15 protein-coding genes are annotated in these 17,772 nt (G+C 71.8%); 8 read left to right on the forward strand and 7 right to left on the reverse strand.

Annotation, left to right across the window (positions count from 1 at the left end; genetic code table 11):
• Window positions 1-39 precede the first annotated feature (39 nt).
• From IE271_RS30935 to IE271_RS30945, 3 genes are read left to right on the forward strand one after another with little or no spacing between them, the layout of a single operon-like run.
• Entirely contained in the window at window positions 40-1,932 is a 1,893-nt protein-coding gene (locus IE271_RS30935; protein ID WP_190193783.1) for a tetratricopeptide repeat protein, read from the forward strand.
• Window positions 1,929-3,683 carry a TIR domain-containing protein gene (locus IE271_RS30940; protein WP_190193784.1) on the forward strand — a complete coding sequence of 585 codons (1,755 nt, stop codon included), beginning with the start codon at window positions 1,929-1,931 and terminating at the stop codon, window positions 3,681-3,683. The genes IE271_RS30935 and IE271_RS30940 overlap by 4 nt, the downstream gene beginning before the upstream one ends.
• Complete coding sequence (locus tag IE271_RS30945) at window positions 3,680-7,831, forward strand: hypothetical protein (protein WP_190193785.1); 4,152 nt, start codon at window positions 3,680-3,682, stop codon at window positions 7,829-7,831. Before IE271_RS30940 ends, IE271_RS30945 begins: the two co-directional genes overlap by 4 nt.
• Window positions 7,832-7,990: 159 nt before the next feature.
• Here the strand turns inward: IE271_RS30945 and IE271_RS30950 are convergent, their stop codons facing one another.
• Window positions 7,991-8,326, reverse strand: coding sequence for an ArsR/SmtB family transcription factor (locus IE271_RS30950; protein ID WP_190193786.1), 336 nt, complete (start codon window positions 8,324-8,326; stop codon window positions 7,991-7,993).
• Window positions 8,327-8,506: 180 nt separating this feature from the next.
• Between IE271_RS30950 and IE271_RS42450 the strand changes: the two genes are divergently transcribed.
• The 3 genes from IE271_RS42450 to IE271_RS30960 all read left to right on the forward strand — a co-directional run bounded on the left by IE271_RS42450 (window position 8,507) and on the right by IE271_RS30960 (window position 10,004).
• Window positions 8,507-8,860: an NAD(P)-binding protein gene (locus IE271_RS42450; protein WP_229919662.1), complete on the forward strand. Its 354-nt coding sequence runs from the start codon at window positions 8,507-8,509 to the stop codon at window positions 8,858-8,860.
• Window positions 8,791-9,195 carry a Rossmann-fold NAD(P)-binding domain-containing protein gene (locus IE271_RS42455; RefSeq protein ID WP_229919665.1) on the forward strand — a complete coding sequence of 135 codons (405 nt, stop codon included), beginning with the start codon at window positions 8,791-8,793 and terminating at the stop codon, window positions 9,193-9,195. The genes IE271_RS42450 and IE271_RS42455 overlap by 70 nt, the downstream gene beginning before the upstream one ends.
• 482 nt (window positions 9,196-9,677) lie before the next feature.
• On the forward strand, window positions 9,678-10,004 hold the full coding sequence (locus IE271_RS30960) for a hypothetical protein (protein ID WP_190193787.1): 327 nt from the start codon (window positions 9,678-9,680) through the stop codon (window positions 10,002-10,004).
• A 4-nt stretch (window positions 10,005-10,008) separates the two neighbouring features.
• Here IE271_RS30960 and IE271_RS30965 read toward each other — a convergent pair whose 3' ends face one another.
• Genes IE271_RS30965 through IE271_RS30985 form a run of 5 tightly spaced genes read right to left on the reverse strand, consistent with a single transcriptional unit; the run spans window position 10,009 to window position 14,138 of the window.
• Entirely contained in the window at window positions 10,009-10,578 is a 570-nt protein-coding gene (locus IE271_RS30965) for a hypothetical protein (protein ID WP_190193788.1), read from the reverse strand.
• A complete protein-coding gene (locus tag IE271_RS30970; protein WP_190193789.1) occupies window positions 10,578-11,963 on the reverse strand; it encodes a hypothetical protein in 1,386 nt (461 codons plus the stop codon). The genes IE271_RS30965 and IE271_RS30970 overlap by 1 nt, the downstream gene beginning before the upstream one ends.
• Window positions 11,960-12,781, reverse strand: coding sequence for an ABC transporter ATP-binding protein (locus IE271_RS30975; protein WP_190193790.1), 822 nt, complete (start codon window positions 12,779-12,781; stop codon window positions 11,960-11,962). The genes IE271_RS30970 and IE271_RS30975 overlap by 4 nt, the downstream gene beginning before the upstream one ends.
• A 29-nt stretch (window positions 12,782-12,810) precedes the next feature.
• Window positions 12,811-13,641 (reverse strand): zf-HC2 domain-containing protein, encoded by an 831-nt coding sequence (locus IE271_RS30980; RefSeq protein ID WP_190193791.1) that lies wholly within the window; start codon window positions 13,639-13,641, stop codon window positions 12,811-12,813.
• Window positions 13,638-14,138 carry an RNA polymerase sigma factor gene (locus tag IE271_RS30985; RefSeq protein ID WP_229919664.1) on the reverse strand — a complete coding sequence of 167 codons (501 nt, stop codon included), beginning with the start codon at window positions 14,136-14,138 and terminating at the stop codon, window positions 13,638-13,640. Before IE271_RS30985 ends, IE271_RS30980 begins: the two co-directional genes overlap by 4 nt.
• Window positions 14,139-14,615: 477 nt before the next feature.
• Here IE271_RS30985 and IE271_RS44380 point away from each other — a divergent pair, with 477 nt between their 5' ends.
• Entirely contained in the window at window positions 14,616-15,092 is a 477-nt protein-coding gene (locus tag IE271_RS44380; RefSeq protein ID WP_444546147.1) for a hypothetical protein, read from the forward strand.
• Between the two features lie 347 nt (window positions 15,093-15,439).
• Here IE271_RS44380 and IE271_RS31000 read toward each other — a convergent pair whose 3' ends face one another.
• Window positions 15,440-16,483, reverse strand: coding sequence for an AraC family transcriptional regulator (locus tag IE271_RS31000; protein ID WP_190193793.1), 1,044 nt, complete (start codon window positions 16,481-16,483; stop codon window positions 15,440-15,442).
• A gap of 106 nt (window positions 16,484-16,589) precedes the next feature.
• Here IE271_RS31000 and IE271_RS31005 point away from each other — a divergent pair, with 106 nt between their 5' ends.
• A complete protein-coding gene (locus IE271_RS31005) occupies window positions 16,590-17,600 on the forward strand; it encodes an aldo/keto reductase (protein ID WP_190193794.1) in 1,011 nt (336 codons plus the stop codon).
• Window positions 17,601-17,772 lie beyond the last annotated feature (172 nt).

Raw genomic sequence — 17,772 nt, forward strand, 5'->3', positions numbered from 1 at the left:
GCTCGACAGCAGTCGCATCACCACCCGGAAGGGGCACCCGTGACCGGCACCGGCCGTTACTACAACCTCCAGGAGATCGGCTCCGTCCGGGCGCTCCGGACACCCGCCTTCGAACTGCGGGAGGTCCGGGAGGACAACCTCTTCGCCGAGCACGACCGACGGCTTCAGGAGCTCGCCCTCGGCGCCCCCGAGGCCCCGGCCGGGCCCCGGACGCCGCTGCTCCTGTCCCCGCTCGTCGACGCATCGGTCGAAATGTCCCTGGACCTGGGCGACGACGGCGAGGACCTTCTCGCGGACGCCCGGACCAACATCGCCTCCGGCACGTACGACGTCGCCCTGGAACTGCTCGACGAGTACCTGCACCTGGTACCCGGTCACCAGGAGGCCCGCTTCCTGCGCGCGTTCTGCCTCTTCCGTCTCGGCGGTGAGCATCAGACCGAGGCGCTGCGAATCCTGCGGCCGCTGCGCGACGAGAACCCGGCACCCGAACTGCGCGACAGGGTACGGGAGCTGCGCGGCGAGCTGCGCCGCCGGCTGACCCCCCTGGAGATCACCGCCTACGCGGACACCGTGGGCCGCGACCCCGCCGGTGCACTGGACCGGATCGGAAGCTACCTCGAACTGGTCCCCGAGGAAGGCACCCTGTCCTACCTCCTCGCCCTCGGCCTGGCCCGCGTCGGCGATCCGGAGAAGGCCCTCGAAACCGCCGAGAAGGGAGCGGCCGAGGCGGACACCGACGTGCAGAACGTCGCCGCCCTGGCCCGCAGGCTGCGCCTGGTCCTGCTCACCCCGGTCGCCGAACCGGCCGTGCGGGCCTTCCTCTCGGGCTCCGTGCGGCACGCCCGCCTCCTGCTGGCCGGCGTCGAGCCCCGCTGGCGCGACGACCCCGTCCTGAAGGACTTCGACGCCTACCTCGCGGACCTCGGGAACGCGCACCGCCACGGCACCGCACCCCCCGCGCCACGGCTGCCCGACGACCGCGCCGAGAACCTGTACTCGTTGATCGCCGAGTCCGAGACCCGGTACGCCTCCGAGCTGATGCAGGCGGGCCGCCTGGAGGAAGCGGAACAGGTGCTGGCCGGACTGATGTCCAAGATCCCTGGTTTCCGCTGGCTCAACTTCCTCTACGCGCTCTGCCTCTACCAGCTGGGCCGCAGTCCTGAACAGGCCGCGGCCTGCGCCGAGACCGCCCGCCGCGACCCCACCCTCACACAGGCCCCGGAGCTGGTGAAGGCGATCCGCGGCTGGCAGGAGGCCGTGGCCGTCAACCCCGCGGTGGAGGAGTACGTCTCCGCCATGGAATCCGTCGCCGGCGGCGCCTCCGTCGAGCGGCTGACCGCGCTGCGCGCCCGGCTGCTCGCCCTCCGGGCCCGGCTCCCCTCACTGCGGCGGGAAACCCGCACCGAGGCCGGCGCCCAGGTCGTCCGGCAGCTCGACGAGGCGATCACGGACCGGCTCGCGGAGATCGCCGACGCGGTGGTCGTGGGCGATCTCTTCCAGGACTACGAACGGGTCATGTCCGCGGCCGGAGGCGGCATCACCAGCGTCGCGCAGGCAGACCGGCTGGCCGCCTCCCTCGACCTCCTGGCCCGGCGGATCAAGGACGCTCGCACGAAGGCGGGCAGGGGCCCCTCCGCCCGCGAACAGCTCGACGGCCTGGCCTCACAGGTGGCGGCCCGCCGCGCCGAGGCGGACCGGGTGAGGACCGCCGTCGAGGTCGCCGGCCTCGTGCGGCGGTTCAACAGCCTGGCCGAGCAGCGGTCCGGCGCCCCCACCGCGGTGCAGGCCGGCGATTTCCTGCGGATGCGCGGGGAACTCGACGGCATCCTCCGCGAGGCACGGCGGCTGCGCCGCGGCAAGGGTCCGCTGGAGCCGCGCGACCTGCGACTGCTCGACGACCTGATCGGGGCCATCACGAAGGTGCTGCGATGACGACGGACAGGAGCGGGGCCGGACCCGCCCCCGGCCGGTGGGACGTGTTCATCAGTTACGCCCGCGAGGACTACATCCAGGCCAAGGACCTCCACGACGCCCTGCTCGACTGTGTCACCGAGGAGGGCAGACCGCCGAGGGTGTACCTCGACGTCTCCCGCACGGGTACACCCGTAGGGGCGGACTGGCAGGTCTACCTGGAGGAGGCGCTGCGGGGCACCCGTCATGTGGTGGCGCTGTACTCGCAGACGTACTTCGACAAGAACGTCTGCCAATGGGAGCTGCACGAGACGTACAAGCTGGGGCTGACCGAGAGCGGCCGGTTCATCCCGCTGCTCATCGACCCGGGAGCCGCGCAGAAGGTCCCCTACGTCGTCAACCGTGTCAACTACATCCCGACCTCGCGACCGCACTGGATCGAGGAGGTGCGCACGGCCCTCGGCCTGTGCACCGCCGAAGCCCTCCCCGTCCTGCGGATCGACGTACCGCCGGCGGACACGACCGCCGGACACACCCTGCCGCCGCTGACCGTCACCGTCACGGCGTCCGGCGGTGCCCCCGCCTCCCTCGCCCCGAGGAGCGTCACCCTGTCGGCGGCGCCGGCCGGCGCCGCCCTGACCGGAACGCTCACCGTGCCGGCCGGCGACGGCGCGGCCGTCTTCGACGACCTGGCCTTCCAGTCCCCGGCCGACGAGGTACGGCTCACCGCCAGCGCCCCCGGCTGCCGGCCGGTCAGCACCGCGCCGTTCCGGGTGCGGGCGGTCCAGGAGCAGCCGTCCTGGCACGACGACGGCCGGCCGGTCCTCGCCGCGCACGGCCGTCCGGTGTTCTTCCCCGACGGCCACGCCCTGGCCGTGCACGACGGGCACACCCTGACCGTGCACACCGCGGCGCAAGAGGCCGCGGGCACCGCCGAGCTGAGGGACCGGCCCCGGCTGTGGGCGCACGGCCGGCACTGCCTGGCGGTCGCCGACTGGACGGGCCGGATCGTCCTCATGGCCCCGGACGGCCGCGTCCGCGTCTGGGACGTCCCGGCGGCGACCGAGGACGCGGCGTTCAACGTGCCGGGCGCGCTGGCCTTCGACGGGGACGTCCTCCACGTCGGCACCTGGGCCGGAGCGGTGTGGTCGCTGACCCTCGACGACGCACCGCCCGAGCGCACAGCCGTGCACGCCTCCGGTGTGCAGGCCCTGGCCGTCGACGGCGACCGGATGCTGGTGGGCGGCCTCGACGGCACGCTCACCGACCTCGTGGCGGGCCGGACCGCGGCGGAGCACACCCTGGAGCCGCTGCTGCTCTCCCTCTCCCTGACCGGCTGCTTCGCCCTCGCCGTCGGCGAACACCGTGTGCACCGGCTCGGCCTCGACACCGGTCAGGTCCTCCGCGTCGCACAACCGGTGACGCCGGTCGCCGCCGCGCTGCCCGGCGGCGAGCTGACCGCGATCGTCGACGCGGAGGGCCAGGGAGTCTCCTTCGACACCGAACTCGCGGTCCGTTCCGGTTTCCACGGGGTGCCGGGCGCGCGCCCGGTGGACTGCGGACGGGACGGACGGCTGCTGGTCCTGCGGTACCCCGACGGCACCCACGCCCTGGTCGAGGAGGGCCGCACCACCTACGTCCACGCACATCCGCTCGCCGTCTCCCCGGACGGGCGGCGCGTGGCGGTGTCGGACGGGCGGCGGCTGCTGATCCTGCCACCGGATGAACTGGGTGACGTCGGCACCGCACCGCACGAGGGGGGCGGGGCATGAACCCCCGTACGGCGCTGGAGAACCGGCCCGACGTGCTCCGGCGCATCGCCGACACACTGTGGGAACGGCTGGAACGGGGCGAACAGCTCACCGGGGGCCAGCACGAGGCTCTCGTCGAGGCGTCCTTCCGGCTGGGTGTGCACCGCCGCACCGAACCCGCCACCGCCCTGGAACTGCTGGCCCGCGCCCACCGACTCGACCCGGCCAACCCCAAGCACCCCTACCACGCCGGACTGCTCTATCTGCGCCACGGACACACCGAGCCGGCCGTCCGATGGCTCACCGCGGCAGCCGAACTGGCGCCCGTCAACCACCGTGTCTGGGCCCACCTGGCGCTCGCGTACCGGCAACTCGACGAGCGGCAGCAGGGAGCCGCGGACCGCACCGGGGAGCACCGTGCCCGCGCCGAGGCGATCGCCGACACCATCCGCGCGGGCCGCGACGACTTCGGCCCCGAGGGGGAACGGACCGCCCTGCCGCTGCTGCGGCCCGGCGAGTGCCGCTGGTCCGGCATCCACGACATGGCCGCCGACGGCCGGCTGCGCGGCCGGACGGCCGAACGCACCCGCGACGCCCTCCTCGACGAACTGGAACGGGTCGCCGGACTCGCCCCGCACCGCCGGGGCGGCACCGCGGCGTTCACCGTGCTCGCCGTGCAGTGGATGGTCTACGGCTACCCGGCCGCCACCGTGCGCCGACTGGCCGGGCGGCTGCCGTCCGACGAGGACGATCCGGCCCTCCGAATGCTTCACCTGGTCTGCGACCTGTTCGAGACGGACCGCGCGCGGCTGCCGGCCCGGCTCGCGCGGTGCCTGGCCGAACGCACGCTGCCCGATGTGCTCGTCGCCCTGATCCACCGGCAGCGGCTGCTGTGGCGTCCGCTCGGCTTCCCCGACCCGGGAGCACACGCCGCGGCCCGCGAGTTCACCGACGGCGATCCCGTCCGGCACGAGAAGGCGCTGCGTGCCGCCCGGCGGACGCTCAGCGCCCCCGAGCCCGAGCCGATGCCGGACGCGGTGCCCGGCCCCGCCGCCCCGCCGGTGACGGACCCCGACGCACGGCTCACGGCCTTCGAGTCGGCCGCGTCCGGGCTGGCCGCCCTCCGCGCCGACGTGCACACGCACGTCAGGGAACTGGCCCGGGACACGGTGGCCGACGCCGCCGACCACGCCCGGGTCTCGGGGGACGCGGCAATCCTGGCCGAGGTGATCGACCGGCTCCAGACGCTGCGCACGGCCTGGCTCCAAGACCTCCAGCGGTTCAAGGAGGACGAACCGGCCGGACTGGCCATGCCGTTCGACGAGTTCCAGCGGCGCCTGGAGAACTGCGAGGGCGAGTACCAGGAACCGCTCGGCAGCACCCGCAGCATCCTCAAAAAGCGGGTCGAGCGGAAACTGGCCGGGAGCGGACAGCGGTACGGTCCTGCCCCCGGTGCGCCCTCACCACGGGCACGGTCCCTGGAGAAACGCCTGACCGTCCTGGAGGCGCACCGGCGCACGTCCGACGGCCACGGCCGGCCGTCGGACGCGGTACCCGCGGCCCTGCCCGACGAGCGGCTCGCCGCCCTGGAGGAGGCGGCCGCCGTGCTCACCGACGTCCTCGACGACGCCGTGCGACACGCCAAGGCAGTCGCCAAGGACACGGCAGCGGGCGTCACGGACCTCGCCCGGCTGCTGGGTGACCACACGGCCCTCACCGGCCTGGCCGACGACTGGGAGACCGTACGGTTGTCCCGGCTGGCGGAACTCGGACGGTTCGCGGACGCCGAACCCGCCGGGCTGGTCATGGCCTTCGAGGAGTACCAGCGACGGCTGGGAGAGTGCCAGGCACTTCTCCAGCGCTCCGCGGGCAGCCTGCGCAAGATCCTGGACCGCAAGGTCCGCCCGCGGCTCGAGGACCGGCGACACGAGTCCTCGGCGACCGCGCCCGCCCCCTCGCCGCAGGCCCTCGCGCTGACGGCACGCCTGGCAGCCCTGACCGCACCTGCGGCGCCTTCGGCGGTTCCGCCGCGGGCCGGCCCGGGAGCAGAGCCGCCCGCGGAGCCAGAGGTCTCCCGGGCCCCCCACACCGACTCCGGGCCGCTCCCGGCCACCGCCTCCGCGCGCGAGCGCGTCGACCACGCCCTCGCCGCCGCCGAGGCGGCCCTCGACGCCAACTTCACCGAGGCACGGCAGACCCTCGACGCCTACCCGGCGGAGTTGAAGCGCCGCGAGGCGGTGGTCCTGCTCCGCACCTACCTCGACGGCCGGCAGGCCGAGGCCGACCTGCGTCTCGGGCGCGGCACAGCGGCCCGGCGCCGCTGGAACGCCATGCTCACGGACGACCCGCTGCACCCCGCCGTGCTGCACAACCTCGCGGTGGCCCACACCTCCGCCGGCGACACGGGCACCGCCGCCCAGGCCTGGAACCGCTACCTCGAAGCCCTCTATCTGCGAGACCTCCTGCACGGTGACATCCGGCGCGGCGCCGCCGAGCGCGCGCGGATCCACCGGGTGCTCGCCGCCTCCTTCGGCACGCTCCCGCTGTGCCGCGGCCTCGTCCCCGGCGACGAACGCGACGACGACCCGCGCCCGCTGATCACCACCCTGGCCTCCCGGGGCAAGGTCGCGACCGCCACCGCCCACCTGCGGCTGGAGGAACTCAACCACCTGCTCACGTACCGCGGTCCTGGCCTTCTGCTCGGTCTGGGGCGCAGCGCCGGGGGCACCGCCGCCGACGCCGCCCTCGCCCGCCGCACGACCCTGGTCGAGCACGCGGTGGCGGCGCTGCCCGAGCGGGTGCGCGAGCCCTTTGCGAAGCTGTGCCAGGACCTGTTCGACGGCGCGCACCGCGCGGCGGCAGAGGCCAAGGGGCGCACCCGCCGACCGGGCGACGAGGCCGAGGAGGAGACCCACACGCAGTGGGTGCGCGAACGGATCCTCTGGAAGGCGGCGCTCTTCGGCGCGGTCATGGCCGAAGACGCCGACTGGCCGCTGGCCGAGTACTCCGGTGACGTCATCGGGAACCTGCGGCTCGTCGACGCCCTGCCCCTGGACCCCGAGGACGAACTCCTGCTGCGCACCGTTCAGCAGCTGGGCGCGCGCGGGAGTGCGAAGGCGTTCGCGGAACGGTACAACCGGCTCGCCGAGCACGCCGCCGACCGGGCCCTCGGCCATATCCTCGACGCGGCCGGGGCCGCCGCGTCCACGACCGGCGGCCGGGACTTTCCCGACCGGTTCCGGCGCGTCGGCCGCTCCTGGGGCCGCAACCCCGTACCCAGCCCCTACGCCGAGGCACTCGACGATCCGGTCGTGCTCTATCAGGACACCGTCCGGTCGGCGGTCCGCGTGCTGGAGGCGTCGGGCACTCCCCGCGACGACCGGGAACGTGCCGTCGTCACCGCCGCGGTGCCCGGACTGGAACGCTGGGTGGCACGACTGCCCGGCGCCACCGGCCCCGCCCGTGTCCTGGCCCGCCTCCTCGGCACCCTGGGCCGGCACGACGAGGAGGCGAAGGTGCTGAACCGGGCCGAGCGGGAGGCGGCCGGCCCGCACGGACGGCGGCAGATCGCCCGGTCGTACGTCCGGCTCCGGATCGGCCGCGGTGAGTACGCCGAGGCCGTACAGCAGGCCAGGACCCTGTTGCGGCCGGCCCCGGACGACGAACAGCTGCGGGGACTGCTCACCGAGGCGTACGACCGCTGGCTCCGGTCCGACCCCAGCGCCACCGCCTCCCCGGGGCCCGCCTCCGGCACGGATCTGCCCTCCCCGGAGGAGATCGCGGAGGACTTCGCCCGCTGGACCGACCCCACATCCGTCCACAACCGCCGACAGCTCGTCGTGGCCGCCACGAGGGCCCGTCACGAGGCCCGTGCCGACGGTGCCGGGGCGGGCCCACTCGTCACGGACATGCGCGCGCTGTACACCGCGGACCCCGGGAACACGGAGGCCCTCTTCCACCTGACCCACAGCCTGTGCCTGCTCGCCTGGGAGGTCCGCAAGGAGATGGTCGGCGCCACGGGGACGCGGCGCCGGGAACTGCGTGACCGTCTGAAGGAGATCCGCACGGACTGCGTGGGGCACGCGGAGGAACTGCTGCCGCTGACCGACGGAGAACGGCACACGGAGGTGCGGCGGATACTCGACGAGGTACGGCCCGCACCGACGTAGGGCCGCACGGTCCGGCGCACGGTGCGCGGACCGGGCACGACAGGAGGAACCAGGGGGTAGTTCCGCTCGCCGCCGAAGACCTCACCGGCGTAGGGCGCCACGCAGGCGGCGAGCACCTCGACCAGCACTTCACCGTCGAGCGTCTCTGCCCATTCCCGCTCAGCGAGGTGCGGTGCCGCCCGCAGCCTCCGCTTTCAGGAGCGCGAGCAGTGCGGGGAACCTCTTCTCGACGTCAGCGCGCCGTAGTCGGATGCCCTTGCGGTTGCCGTAGTCGATCTCGTCGATGAGGCCTGCCTCGCGCAGGACCCGGAAGTGGTGGGTCTGGGTCTGTTTCGATACCGGAAGGTCGAACGAGTTGCAGCCCCGCTCGCTGTCGCCGCAGTCGGCGGCCAGCTCCGTCATCACCGAACGCCGGTGTCGGTCGGCGAGGGCGGGGAAGACCGCACCCAGATCGAACGCGTCGGCCTCCGGGCCTGTCCGGTCCCTCTCCGTCACGCGGCATCCCCTTTAGGTACGACTTGAGTCGTACCTGATCGGTGCGCTCCACTGAGGTACGAAATTTTTTCGTACCTGATCTGGCGGTGCTGCCCCGTGCCGCCGTTTCCCGCGACCCGGCACTGGCCGGGTGCCTGGTCATCGACACTCCGAGAGGTCATCGTCACGAAGAAGCCCGAGGTGCTGGTAGTCGGTGCCGGAATCGCAGGGCCCGCGCTCGCGTACTGGCTCTCCCGCAACGGATACCGGCCGACGGTCGTCGAACATACCCGGCAGCTGCGCTCCGGTGGCAGCGCGATCGTCGTGAAGGGGCCCGCGATCCCGGTCGCCCAGGACATGAACACCCTTCCGCAGCTCCGCGAGCTCGCCACCCGCAATCGGTCACTGACCCTGCTCGACCCCGACGGCAGGCGCATCCTGCAGATCCCGCTCACCTCGGACGGGGCGCCGACGCCTATGCCGGCGTGGCTTGGCGGGCGCCGGAACTCGTGGCGGCGTTCCTCGACCACCCGGCGCCGTTCTTCGACTCCCTGACCACCGTCCGGGTGCCCTCGTGGTCCCGGGGACGGGTCGTACTGCTCGGGGACGCGGCGGCGACAGCCCTGCTGGGCGACGGATCCAGCATGGCGATGGCGGGCGCGTACGCCCTCGCGGAAGAGCTCGCCGCCCATCCTGGTGATCACGCCCGCGCCTTCGCCGCCCACGAGACGCGACTTCGCAGGGAGGTAGGCCCGCGGCAGCGGCGCGTCGGCCTGCTCGCCAGGCTCATGGTGCCCCGCACCCGGCCGGGCCTCGCGATGCGCAACGCGGTGGGCCGTGCGGTCGGCCGCACGAACCGGACCGCCTCCCGCGAAGCCACACCCCGGTAGAGCGGGTCCGTACCCACCGGTCACCGGCCGATGCGCGGCTCCGCGGTAGCTCGCAGCGGGGTCGGCGCCGCCGTGTCCGACGGGTGCGGCTCTTGCCGAGTGACGGTGTCGGCCGGGCTGCGAGGGCGTGTGCGTCCTGACCGAGTGATCCGTGCAGGCGGTGGCGTTCGCGGGCGCGGTGGTGGTCCCCGTAGGCGCCGACGTCGTTGTTGCCGGTCACGGCGCGGACTTCGAGAACGGCTTCGGCACCGGCCAGGCCACGGCGGACGCCGGTGATGTCGAGCCGGCCGCCGATGAGGTGGCGGCGCCTTCGACACGCCGGTGGCGACCGGCCAACCGTGCGCTGGGGCCTGGTCGTAGTGCAGGAGGGGCGCCTTGCCGCTCGCACTCCCCGACGTCTCCGGCTCGTCGAGCAGACGGCCTGACTGGCCGGCTACGAGGTGCGCTCCCACCACGGCTGGTACCGGCACATCACACGCTCCATGCCGGCCGCCGCCTTCCTCGCCGTCCAGGACGCCGACGCCCGCCGCGCACCAGAGCCACCGGCCGCGACGGAGAGAGGGGGTCTGCAGAACGACCTGGATGACCGTCCCGCCCCGGTCGGGTTCAGCACCTATGGGATGCGCCGCCTGGTGGTGCCGGTGCAGCCCCAGCCGCCCCGGACCGAGCGGATCCGGCACGGCCCGGCCTGGTCGTACTGGCGCCGCTGCCACCGGGCAGTGGCCCGCGCCCGCCACCGCAGACACCACGACCACGGCGCCGCCCGGCCACCACCCCGAACTGCAGCGGCGCAGTCGATCTCCAACTGAAGGGCTAATGCCTGGGTCCGACGACCGCGTACGCCACGGTGCCGGCCACGCCCAGGACCAGGGCGGTCCATGTGGCCGCCGCCGTGTGCGGCGGCAGCGTCATCCAGGTCAGGACCTGCATCGGCCCCTCCGGGGCGGGCGGAGCGAACAGGAGCGGCGCCAGCCAGCCCAGCGGCAGCGTCCACGCGTACGCCGCACCGCACAGCACCGCGCCGGCCGCGGCCAGTCCCGTCAGGCCCGCGCTGTTGCGGAGGAGGACACTTGCGGTGCCCAGGTCCGCCCCCGCGGCCCGTACCGTCAGCAGCGCCCCGGCGGCCACCGCGCCGATCGCCAGCACGTGCGCCGCACGCCGGGGCACCCAGCGGACGGCCGCCGTACGGTCCAGCGCCACGTCCTGCCCGCCCAGGCCGACCGAGGCCGCCGCCACGGCCCCGGTGAGGGCGAGCACCGACAGCCGCGGATCGGTGGAGCCGCCGTCCGCGGCGAGGAACCACACCGCCAGGGCGGCGGCCAGCACCGCCGCCGCCGATGCGGGCACCTGCCGGGAGCGCGCGTGGAGCACCAGCCACCTCATCAGGACGCCTCCCCCGTCAGCACCCCGCGCGGGTCCTGCATGTCGCAGGCGAGGGCGGTGGTGTGCACGCCGGTGACCCAGGCGCGCCGCTCCGCCGGCGCCAGCGCCGTCAGCCGCTCCCACGCCGCCTCCGCCTTCTCCCGTTCTCCCGGGAAGCCGTAGTGACCGGCCCAGTCCATCAGGCGGAAGCCGCCGAGCGCCCAGCCCGCCGCGACGCTCTGCGCGGTCACATCGCTCCCGAAACCGCTCGACGAGGAGGAACGCGGCCAGCAGTTCGGTGCCAGCCCCTGGCCGACCAGGACCCGGGTCAGCCGCTCGCCCCGTGCCCGGGCGAGCAGCGGGTCGTCGAAGTCGACGAGCACCGTCTCCGCGGAGGGCTTGCGTTCCTCCAGGTTCCCGCGCAGCGCCGTGTCCTCCCGTACCGCGTCAGGCGCCTTCTCGCCCAGCGCCTCCCGCAGCACGCGCAGCGCCTCCTCGCCGTGCGGCGCGAGGGCCGCCAGCCGGTCGCGGTGCATCCTCGTCACGCACACCGGGCCGTCGCACACCATCTCCGCGGCGGCCTCGTCGACGACGTACGCGTCGCGCGGCTCGGCGGGCAGGATCATCAGGGCGAGCGCCGCGCCCGCCAGGACGGGGGCCAGGGCGAGCAGCCGGGCGCGCACCGAGACGGCGGCCAGCAGGGCGAATCCGGTGGCGAGCATGCCGAGCAGCCACAGGGTCTGGCCGAGGTGGACGGAGGAGGCGAGGGTGAGCAGTTCCTCACGGGGCAGCGCCACCGCCGGTGACAGCTGCGCGAGGAGGTTCGGGGCGTTGCCCGTCGGCCAGGCCTTCTCGGCGGGGAACTGCTGGAGCAGGACGGTCGTCGCGAACGCGGCCACCGCCATCAGCGGTGGGGTGAGCACGGACGGCAGTGCGCGCGCCACCCCCATCCCGAGCAGTGCCCCCGCGACCAGGGCCAGCACCGCCACCAGCACGATGGGCAGCCAGCCCAGAGGGGTGTACGTGGTGTCGCCCAGCAGTACCCGGGTCCCGCCTGTGACGGCGACGAGTACGAAGGCCGACGTCAGTGTGACGGCTGAGGCCGCCGCCGGGACCGCCACCCGCTGCCAGGCCGGCCGGGGCACCGTCTCCATCAGCTCGCTCACCCGGGAGCGGGGGTCGCGCAGCCCCTGCAGTGCTCCGAGCCCCACCGCGACGGGCCACGTGTAGTACAGCAGGCCGCGGAGGGTCAGGGCCATGGTCGTCCACTGGGCCGTCCAGTCCGCAGTGCCTTCGCCGGGGCCGAGGATCAGGAGCAGGAAGACCAGGCCGGTCGCCAGGACGACAAGACCGGTCCATGGGGCGACGGAGCGCCGCAGTTCGATACGCAGGACGCGGGCGTTCACCAGGCTCCCCTCTCCTGCGCGCAGCCGGCCGCGGGGTCGGCGAGCAGCGCCGAGTAGCCGCGCTCCAAGGGGCTGTCGCCCGGGTGGTCGGCGTTGCCCGCCGCGGCCATCTCGTCCGGGGTGCCCTGGAAGACCAGCCGGCCCTCGGCGAAGAGCACCACGTCGGTGCAGGCCGCTGCGACATCCTCCACCAGATGCGTGGAGACGACCACGCAGGTGTCCGTGCCCAGCTCCTGCAGCAGATCGCGAAAGCGCATCCGCTGCGTCGGGTCCAGGCCGACCGTCGGCTCGTCCAGCAGCAGAACCTCAGGGTCGTTGACGAGGGCCTGGGCGATACCGGCCCGCCGCACCATGCCGCCCGAGAGGGCCTTCATCCGCTCGTCGGCGCGGTCCGCCAGGCCCACCCGCTCCACGGCCCGCTGGACAGCCGCCGGGACGTCCGCCTTGGGGACCTCCTTCAGCCAGGCCATGTACTCGACGAACTCGCGCACCGTGAAACGCTTGTAGTAGCCGAACTCCTGCGGCAGGTAGCCGATCCGGCGGCGCACCGCACGGTGCCCACCCACGGAGGCCACGGACTCGCCGAACAGCTCCAGGGTGCCCTCCGTGGGGCGCAGCACGGTGGCCAGCGCCCGGATGAGGGTGGTCTTGCCCGCTCCGTTCGGGCCGAGAAGGCCGTGCACGCCCGTGCCGAGGGACAGGTCGAGCCCGTCGACGGCCGTCCGGGTCCGTCCGACGCGGATCCTCAGTCCGGCGGCCCGGATGGCATGGGTGTAGGTTCTCGGCCGGAGTTCGGCCGCACTCACCGCGCGTGTCATGCGCTGTTCCCTTCAGGTGGTCGGAGTACTCATCGGGTCGTTCCGGGGACGGTCGTGTACGCGGCCCGGCGGGCGATCACGACGCCGGTGCCGAGCGCGAGGAGCAGACCCCACACGGGCAGGCTGTCGGTGTCCAGAACGGTGGACTCGCTGCGGGTGATCAGGGGCGGCGCCATGACCCCGACCGCCCAGAGGGCCATCAGACCGAGCGCGGCGCGGGTCACCCCGATGGCAGCGCCGAGCGCCAGGGCCGCCGAGGTCAGGGCCAGGCAGGGCAGCAGCCACTGCGCGGCCGACACCCCCGCAGGCCCGCCCGCGACCAGCAGCACGGGGACGACCAAGGCCAGCACGGACACCGTGCGCCGCAGCACCAGGTGCAGTCCCGCCCGCGCGGCGGCCGCCGTCAGCTCGTACGCCGGATCGAGCCCCCGCGACCAGGCCGCGGCGACCCCGCACAGCGGCAGCACCGGGGCCAGCAACAGCACCAGCGACACCTCTCCGAAGCCGGGACCGGCCAAATCCAGCGCCAGCGCGATCAGGACCACGCCCACGGTCATGGCCAGCCACGGGGCCATCACCGGCGTCAGCCACGCCGACAGCCACACCGGCCGGCGCCGCCGCGGCCGCATCGTGGCAGTCGGCTGCAGGCTCGGCTCCAGGCCGGACCAGACGGTGACGACCAGCGAGGCGACGGCGGGCACCCCGGTCTCCACCGCGGCCGAGAGCCGGGCGCGGCAGGCCGCGCAGACCTCCAGATGCGCCTCCAGCGCCCAGACCTCGTCGGCGGCGATGTCCGTATCGCCGCGCGCGTAGTCGCCGACGAGCCGCACCGACGCGTGCTCTTCGCTCTCTTTGCTCATGCCAGCGCCTTCCGCATCGCGATCCGGGCCCGGCGGGCACGGGTCTTGACCGTGCCCTCGGGCAGTCCGAGCAGGACGGCGGTCTCCCGGACGGACAGCCCGTCGAGCACCGTGGCCTGCAGTACCTCTCCGAGTTCCGGTGCCAGGCGCCGCAGCGCGTCAGCGTCACCGCCGACGTCCGCCGCGAGCACCTCCTCCTCGGCCGCGGGCACCACCGTCCGCGCGGCGGCGGCCGCCGGTGGCTCGGCGTGATGGGCGCGGCGCCGGAAGGCGTCGACGAGACGGCGCGCCGCGATCATCCACAGCCATCCGACAGCCGTGCCGCCCACCGCGCTGCCGGCGAACGCCCCCGCGGCCCGCCACACCGCCAGATACGTCTCCTGCATCACCTCGGCGACGATCTGCTCGTCGGAGCAACGACGGCGCAGCCGGACCGCCATCCACGGCGACGTACGCCGGTACAACTCCTCGAACGCCGCGCGGTCGCCCCTGGCCACCAGGCGGACGAGGCGCTCCTCGTCCACCCGGTGCAGCGCTTTCCTGTCCGATGTCACACCTGCTGGACGCCGAGCAGAGCCGACAGGTTTTCCCTGCAGCGTGATCCACATCACAGTCAGGGGCGCGGCAGGGCCCCGAAAGCGTGGGAACAGCGCTCGACGAGCCCCCTCCCAAACCACCGCCCTTGATGACGAGCGGGCTCCCCTCCGAGACCCCCGATGACAGCGTCCCCGAACGCCTCGCCGTCCCGTCCCGTCCCGTCCCGTCCTACAACGGTGGTACCGAAGGCGTGAACAGCGAGACCGAGCCGGTCCCTCAGGCGCGCGTTCACGTGGACGCGACACCGGCAGGCCGAGGGCAGCATGTTGGTGACGCGACGGTGCGTTTCTGCGCCTCCTCGGCCTGATGGAGCTTCCGTCGGCCGCGGACCGCCGGAATACAGGGGAGTCAGTGACGGGTGCGTGCCGGAGCCGGTAGTGGTCGTGGCGGAGGCGTCCCTCCCCGGGGCGGCCGGTGACTACGACTTCGACATCGACGTGCCGGCCGCCTACCGGCCTCAGGGCAAGGGGCGGGTCGAGCGGCAGGTGAACATTGTCCGTGACCACGTCCTGGCCGGTCGGGCCTTCTCTTCCGTCGAGGAGTTGAACGCTGCCTTCGCCGCCTGGGTCCCACTGCGGCGGGCGAAGGTCCACGGCACCCACGGCGAAGTCATCGGACACCGGGCCGTGCGCGACCACAGACAGCCGGCACCGCTACTCGACCATCCGGACGATGACGGCTCTCTCACGCCCGGCGAATGTGCGGCCATGTTGCCCAGGCTGGAAGCAATCATCGATCAGCGCCAACGCGAGAGCAGTGACCCCGTCCTCCATCGACGCATCGACGACATCCGCCGACTGATCACCGTCATGAAGTACTGCTTGGGAAAGAGCGGCCAGCTCATCTTCGGCTGACAGCCGCAGAAAGCTCCCCTCGGAGATGCCTCACACTCACGGGACAGCCCTTGTCCAGGACGGCTCCGACGCCGTGATCACACCAACCGCGACGAGATCATCTCATCATTGACCAGCAGTTGAAGGACAGCCCCTGGGCCGAGCTCGTCAAGGCCGCAGAAAACGGCCAGGGCGGGGGTCATGAAGGCAGCGTGGAGCACGTCGAGGTCTTCCGGATGGGCAGCGTAGGAACCTCCACCATCGGAAGGCTTCTTCCCCCACCCGGCGACCGACGCGCTCAGCCGACTACACTCTTGATCGCGAAGAGCCGCTCAACGATCAGAAGCAAGTCGATTCTTGATCCGGGTTCAATCGTCGTCTTTGGAAGCCGGACTATGAACCTCGGACGACCTCATCGGCAGAGAATTGCCGGAGCCAAGACCCCTCGACTGCGCACGCAGTGAGACGCGGAACTCTCGCGGCGACATTCCAACAACACGCCGAAAAGCGGTACTGAAAGCACTTTCGGACTGGTATCCGATGGCATCCGCGATGGCCGTGAGGGAGTCCTCCGTGCGCAGCGCGGCACGCGCTAGCTGCATTCTCCACTCAATGAGGTAACCCAGAGGAGGTCTCCCCACTTTATTCCTGAAGTTCAAGGCGAAAGCCGACCGCGACATCTTCGCGATTTCAGCGAGCTCTTCGAGCGTCCAGTGATGGCGCGGGTCAGCATGTACGGCTCGTAGCGCCGCCCCGATCCCATCGTCGGCAACCGACGCAAGCCATCCCAGGGGCTCGTGGGACGCACCGGCGTGCGACCTCAGCATGTGCACCAGGAGAATCTGAGCCAGATGCTCAAGGACAAGAGGTCGGCCCACCTTCTGCGTCTCAAACTCGTGGACGAGGAGGGTTGCAATATTCCAGAGCAGCCTTCCGTCACTATCGTCTGCTTTGACAAGAACAGCCGGGGGCAGCGATGAAAACAGAATCGATGCATCGGAGTCTCGAAACTCGAAGTCGACGCTGCATATGTACGTGACGGAGGCTTGAGGAATCTCGGGTGCACTCGCGGAAACTCTCTTGCGGAGCGCCCCGTTCGAGTCGCTGGCTCGGGCTTCCTCAATCGAGCTCCCAAGGCCGTAAGAGGGTGGATTTCCGAGAAGATAAAAATCGCCCGCGCTCAGGAAAAGAGGTTCCAGGCCGTCGATGCACAGCCAGCACTCGCCTTCCACTATCGCGCCGAGCTTGATGTGCGGGAAGGGGGAGAACCGGGCTCCCCACGGCGCCGTCGCGTGGAGCGGGACGGGAACGACAGTCTGGGGCCGCGCCAGCGCCAGGGCGTGCCGGATGGGATCACGGGCGTCGAGGACGACCTCAGCGCTGGACGATCGGTAAGCATTACGGGACTCCATGTTATGGACTATACGCTCAGCGACAGGAACGATGAGTGTCTGGCGGCGAGGGCTGCCAGGTGTGAGGGCTACTCACGCCGGATCGACGCGAGGAGTGAGGAGAAGCATGCGTTACCGATTTCTTGGAGGATCTGGTCTGCGAGTATCGGAGCTTTCACTAGGGACAGGTAATTTCGGCATGGGCTGGGGGCACGGGGCGCACGCACCCGAGGCCAAGGCGATGTATGACACCTACAGAGAAGCGGGGGGAAACTTCATCGACACCGCTTCCAACTATCAGTCGGGGGAGGCCGAGAAGTACCTATCGGACATCATCTCCTCGGATCGCGAGGATATAGTCCTGGCGACGAAGTACACCATGGGGACTTCAGCAAGCAGCGGCCTCCAAATGACCGGTAACAGCCGGAAGGCGATGGTCCAGTCTTTGGAGCAGAGCTTGCGCCGACTGGGCACCGACCGGGTGGACGTGTTCTGGGCCCATGTGGCCGACGAATCCACACCGATCGAAGAGATACTGCGAGCTTTCGACGATCTGACGCGCGCCGGCAAGATTCTGTATGCCGGTCTCGCTAATTTCCCCGCATGGCGTGTGGCAACGGGAGTTACGCTGGCACAGCAGCGGGGCTGGGCCCCTCTCGTGGCAATTCAGGTTGAGTACAGTCTCGTCGAGCGCAGCGCCGACCGGGAACTGATGCCGATGGCGGAAGCCTTTGGCTTGGGCGTCCTCGGGTTCTCGCCTCTCGGCGGTGGTCTTCTGACGGGCAAGTACCGGCGAGGCGCAACAGGTCGCGCACAGAGCTCGATCAGCCAGTTCCTTCACAAGGAGGACGACCCCGCCAAGGCGAACATTCTGGATGCTCTCGAGAGCGTCGCCCAGGACCTCGATACGACTCCAGAGGGGATAGCGATCAAGTGGTCAATGTCGAAGGGGGTGATCCCCATCATTGGACCGAGGAGCGTAGATCAGCTCACGTCAAACCTCGCGGCCGGCGAACTGGATGTCCCAACGCGTCAACTTGAATGGCTGGACGAGGTGAGCGCACTACAGTTGGGATACCCCCACAGAATGTGGCCGGAGCATGAACGGACAGAGAAGAAGCGATTCGCCCAGCCGTAACAATCACCCATCAGGCTTTATCGAGGCGACGACATGAAAGCCACGCTTGAGGACAGGGGCATCGTGACTGACGTTTTCTCAACGGTGATCATTTCCAGATTCCGTTGAGGACGAGGGCGGCGCGGGCGATGTCGCCGATCCGGCGCGGGCTGAGGGTGACGTGCTGCGGGGC

The sequence above is a fragment of the Streptomyces minutiscleroticus genome (assembly GCF_014650875.1).
GTDB classification, from domain to species: domain Bacteria; phylum Actinomycetota; class Actinomycetes; order Streptomycetales; family Streptomycetaceae; genus Streptomyces; species Streptomyces minutiscleroticus.

Excerpts from the sequence above, each read along its gene's own strand:
- IE271_RS31005 (WP_190193794.1), top strand. The coding sequence starts at position 16,590 with ATGCGTTACCGATTTCTTGGAGGATCTGGTCTGCGAGTATCGGAGCTT.
- IE271_RS30980 (WP_190193791.1), bottom strand. The coding sequence starts at position 13,641 with ATGAGCAAAGAGAGCGAAGAGCACGCGTCGGTGCGGCTCGTCGGCGAC.
- IE271_RS30940 (WP_190193784.1), top strand. The coding sequence starts at position 1,929 with ATGACGACGGACAGGAGCGGGGCCGGACCCGCCCCCGGCCGGTGGGAC.
- IE271_RS30945 (WP_190193785.1), top strand. The coding sequence starts at position 3,680 with ATGAACCCCCGTACGGCGCTGGAGAACCGGCCCGACGTGCTCCGGCGC.
- IE271_RS30960 (WP_190193787.1), top strand. The coding sequence starts at position 9,678 with ATGCCGGCCGCCGCCTTCCTCGCCGTCCAGGACGCCGACGCCCGCCGC.
- IE271_RS30975 (WP_190193790.1), bottom strand. The coding sequence starts at position 12,781 with ATGACACGCGCGGTGAGTGCGGCCGAACTCCGGCCGAGAACCTACACC.
- IE271_RS30965 (WP_190193788.1), bottom strand. The coding sequence starts at position 10,578 with ATGAGGTGGCTGGTGCTCCACGCGCGCTCCCGGCAGGTGCCCGCATCG.
- IE271_RS31000 (WP_190193793.1), bottom strand. The coding sequence starts at position 16,483 with ATGGAGTCCCGTAATGCTTACCGATCGTCCAGCGCTGAGGTCGTCCTC.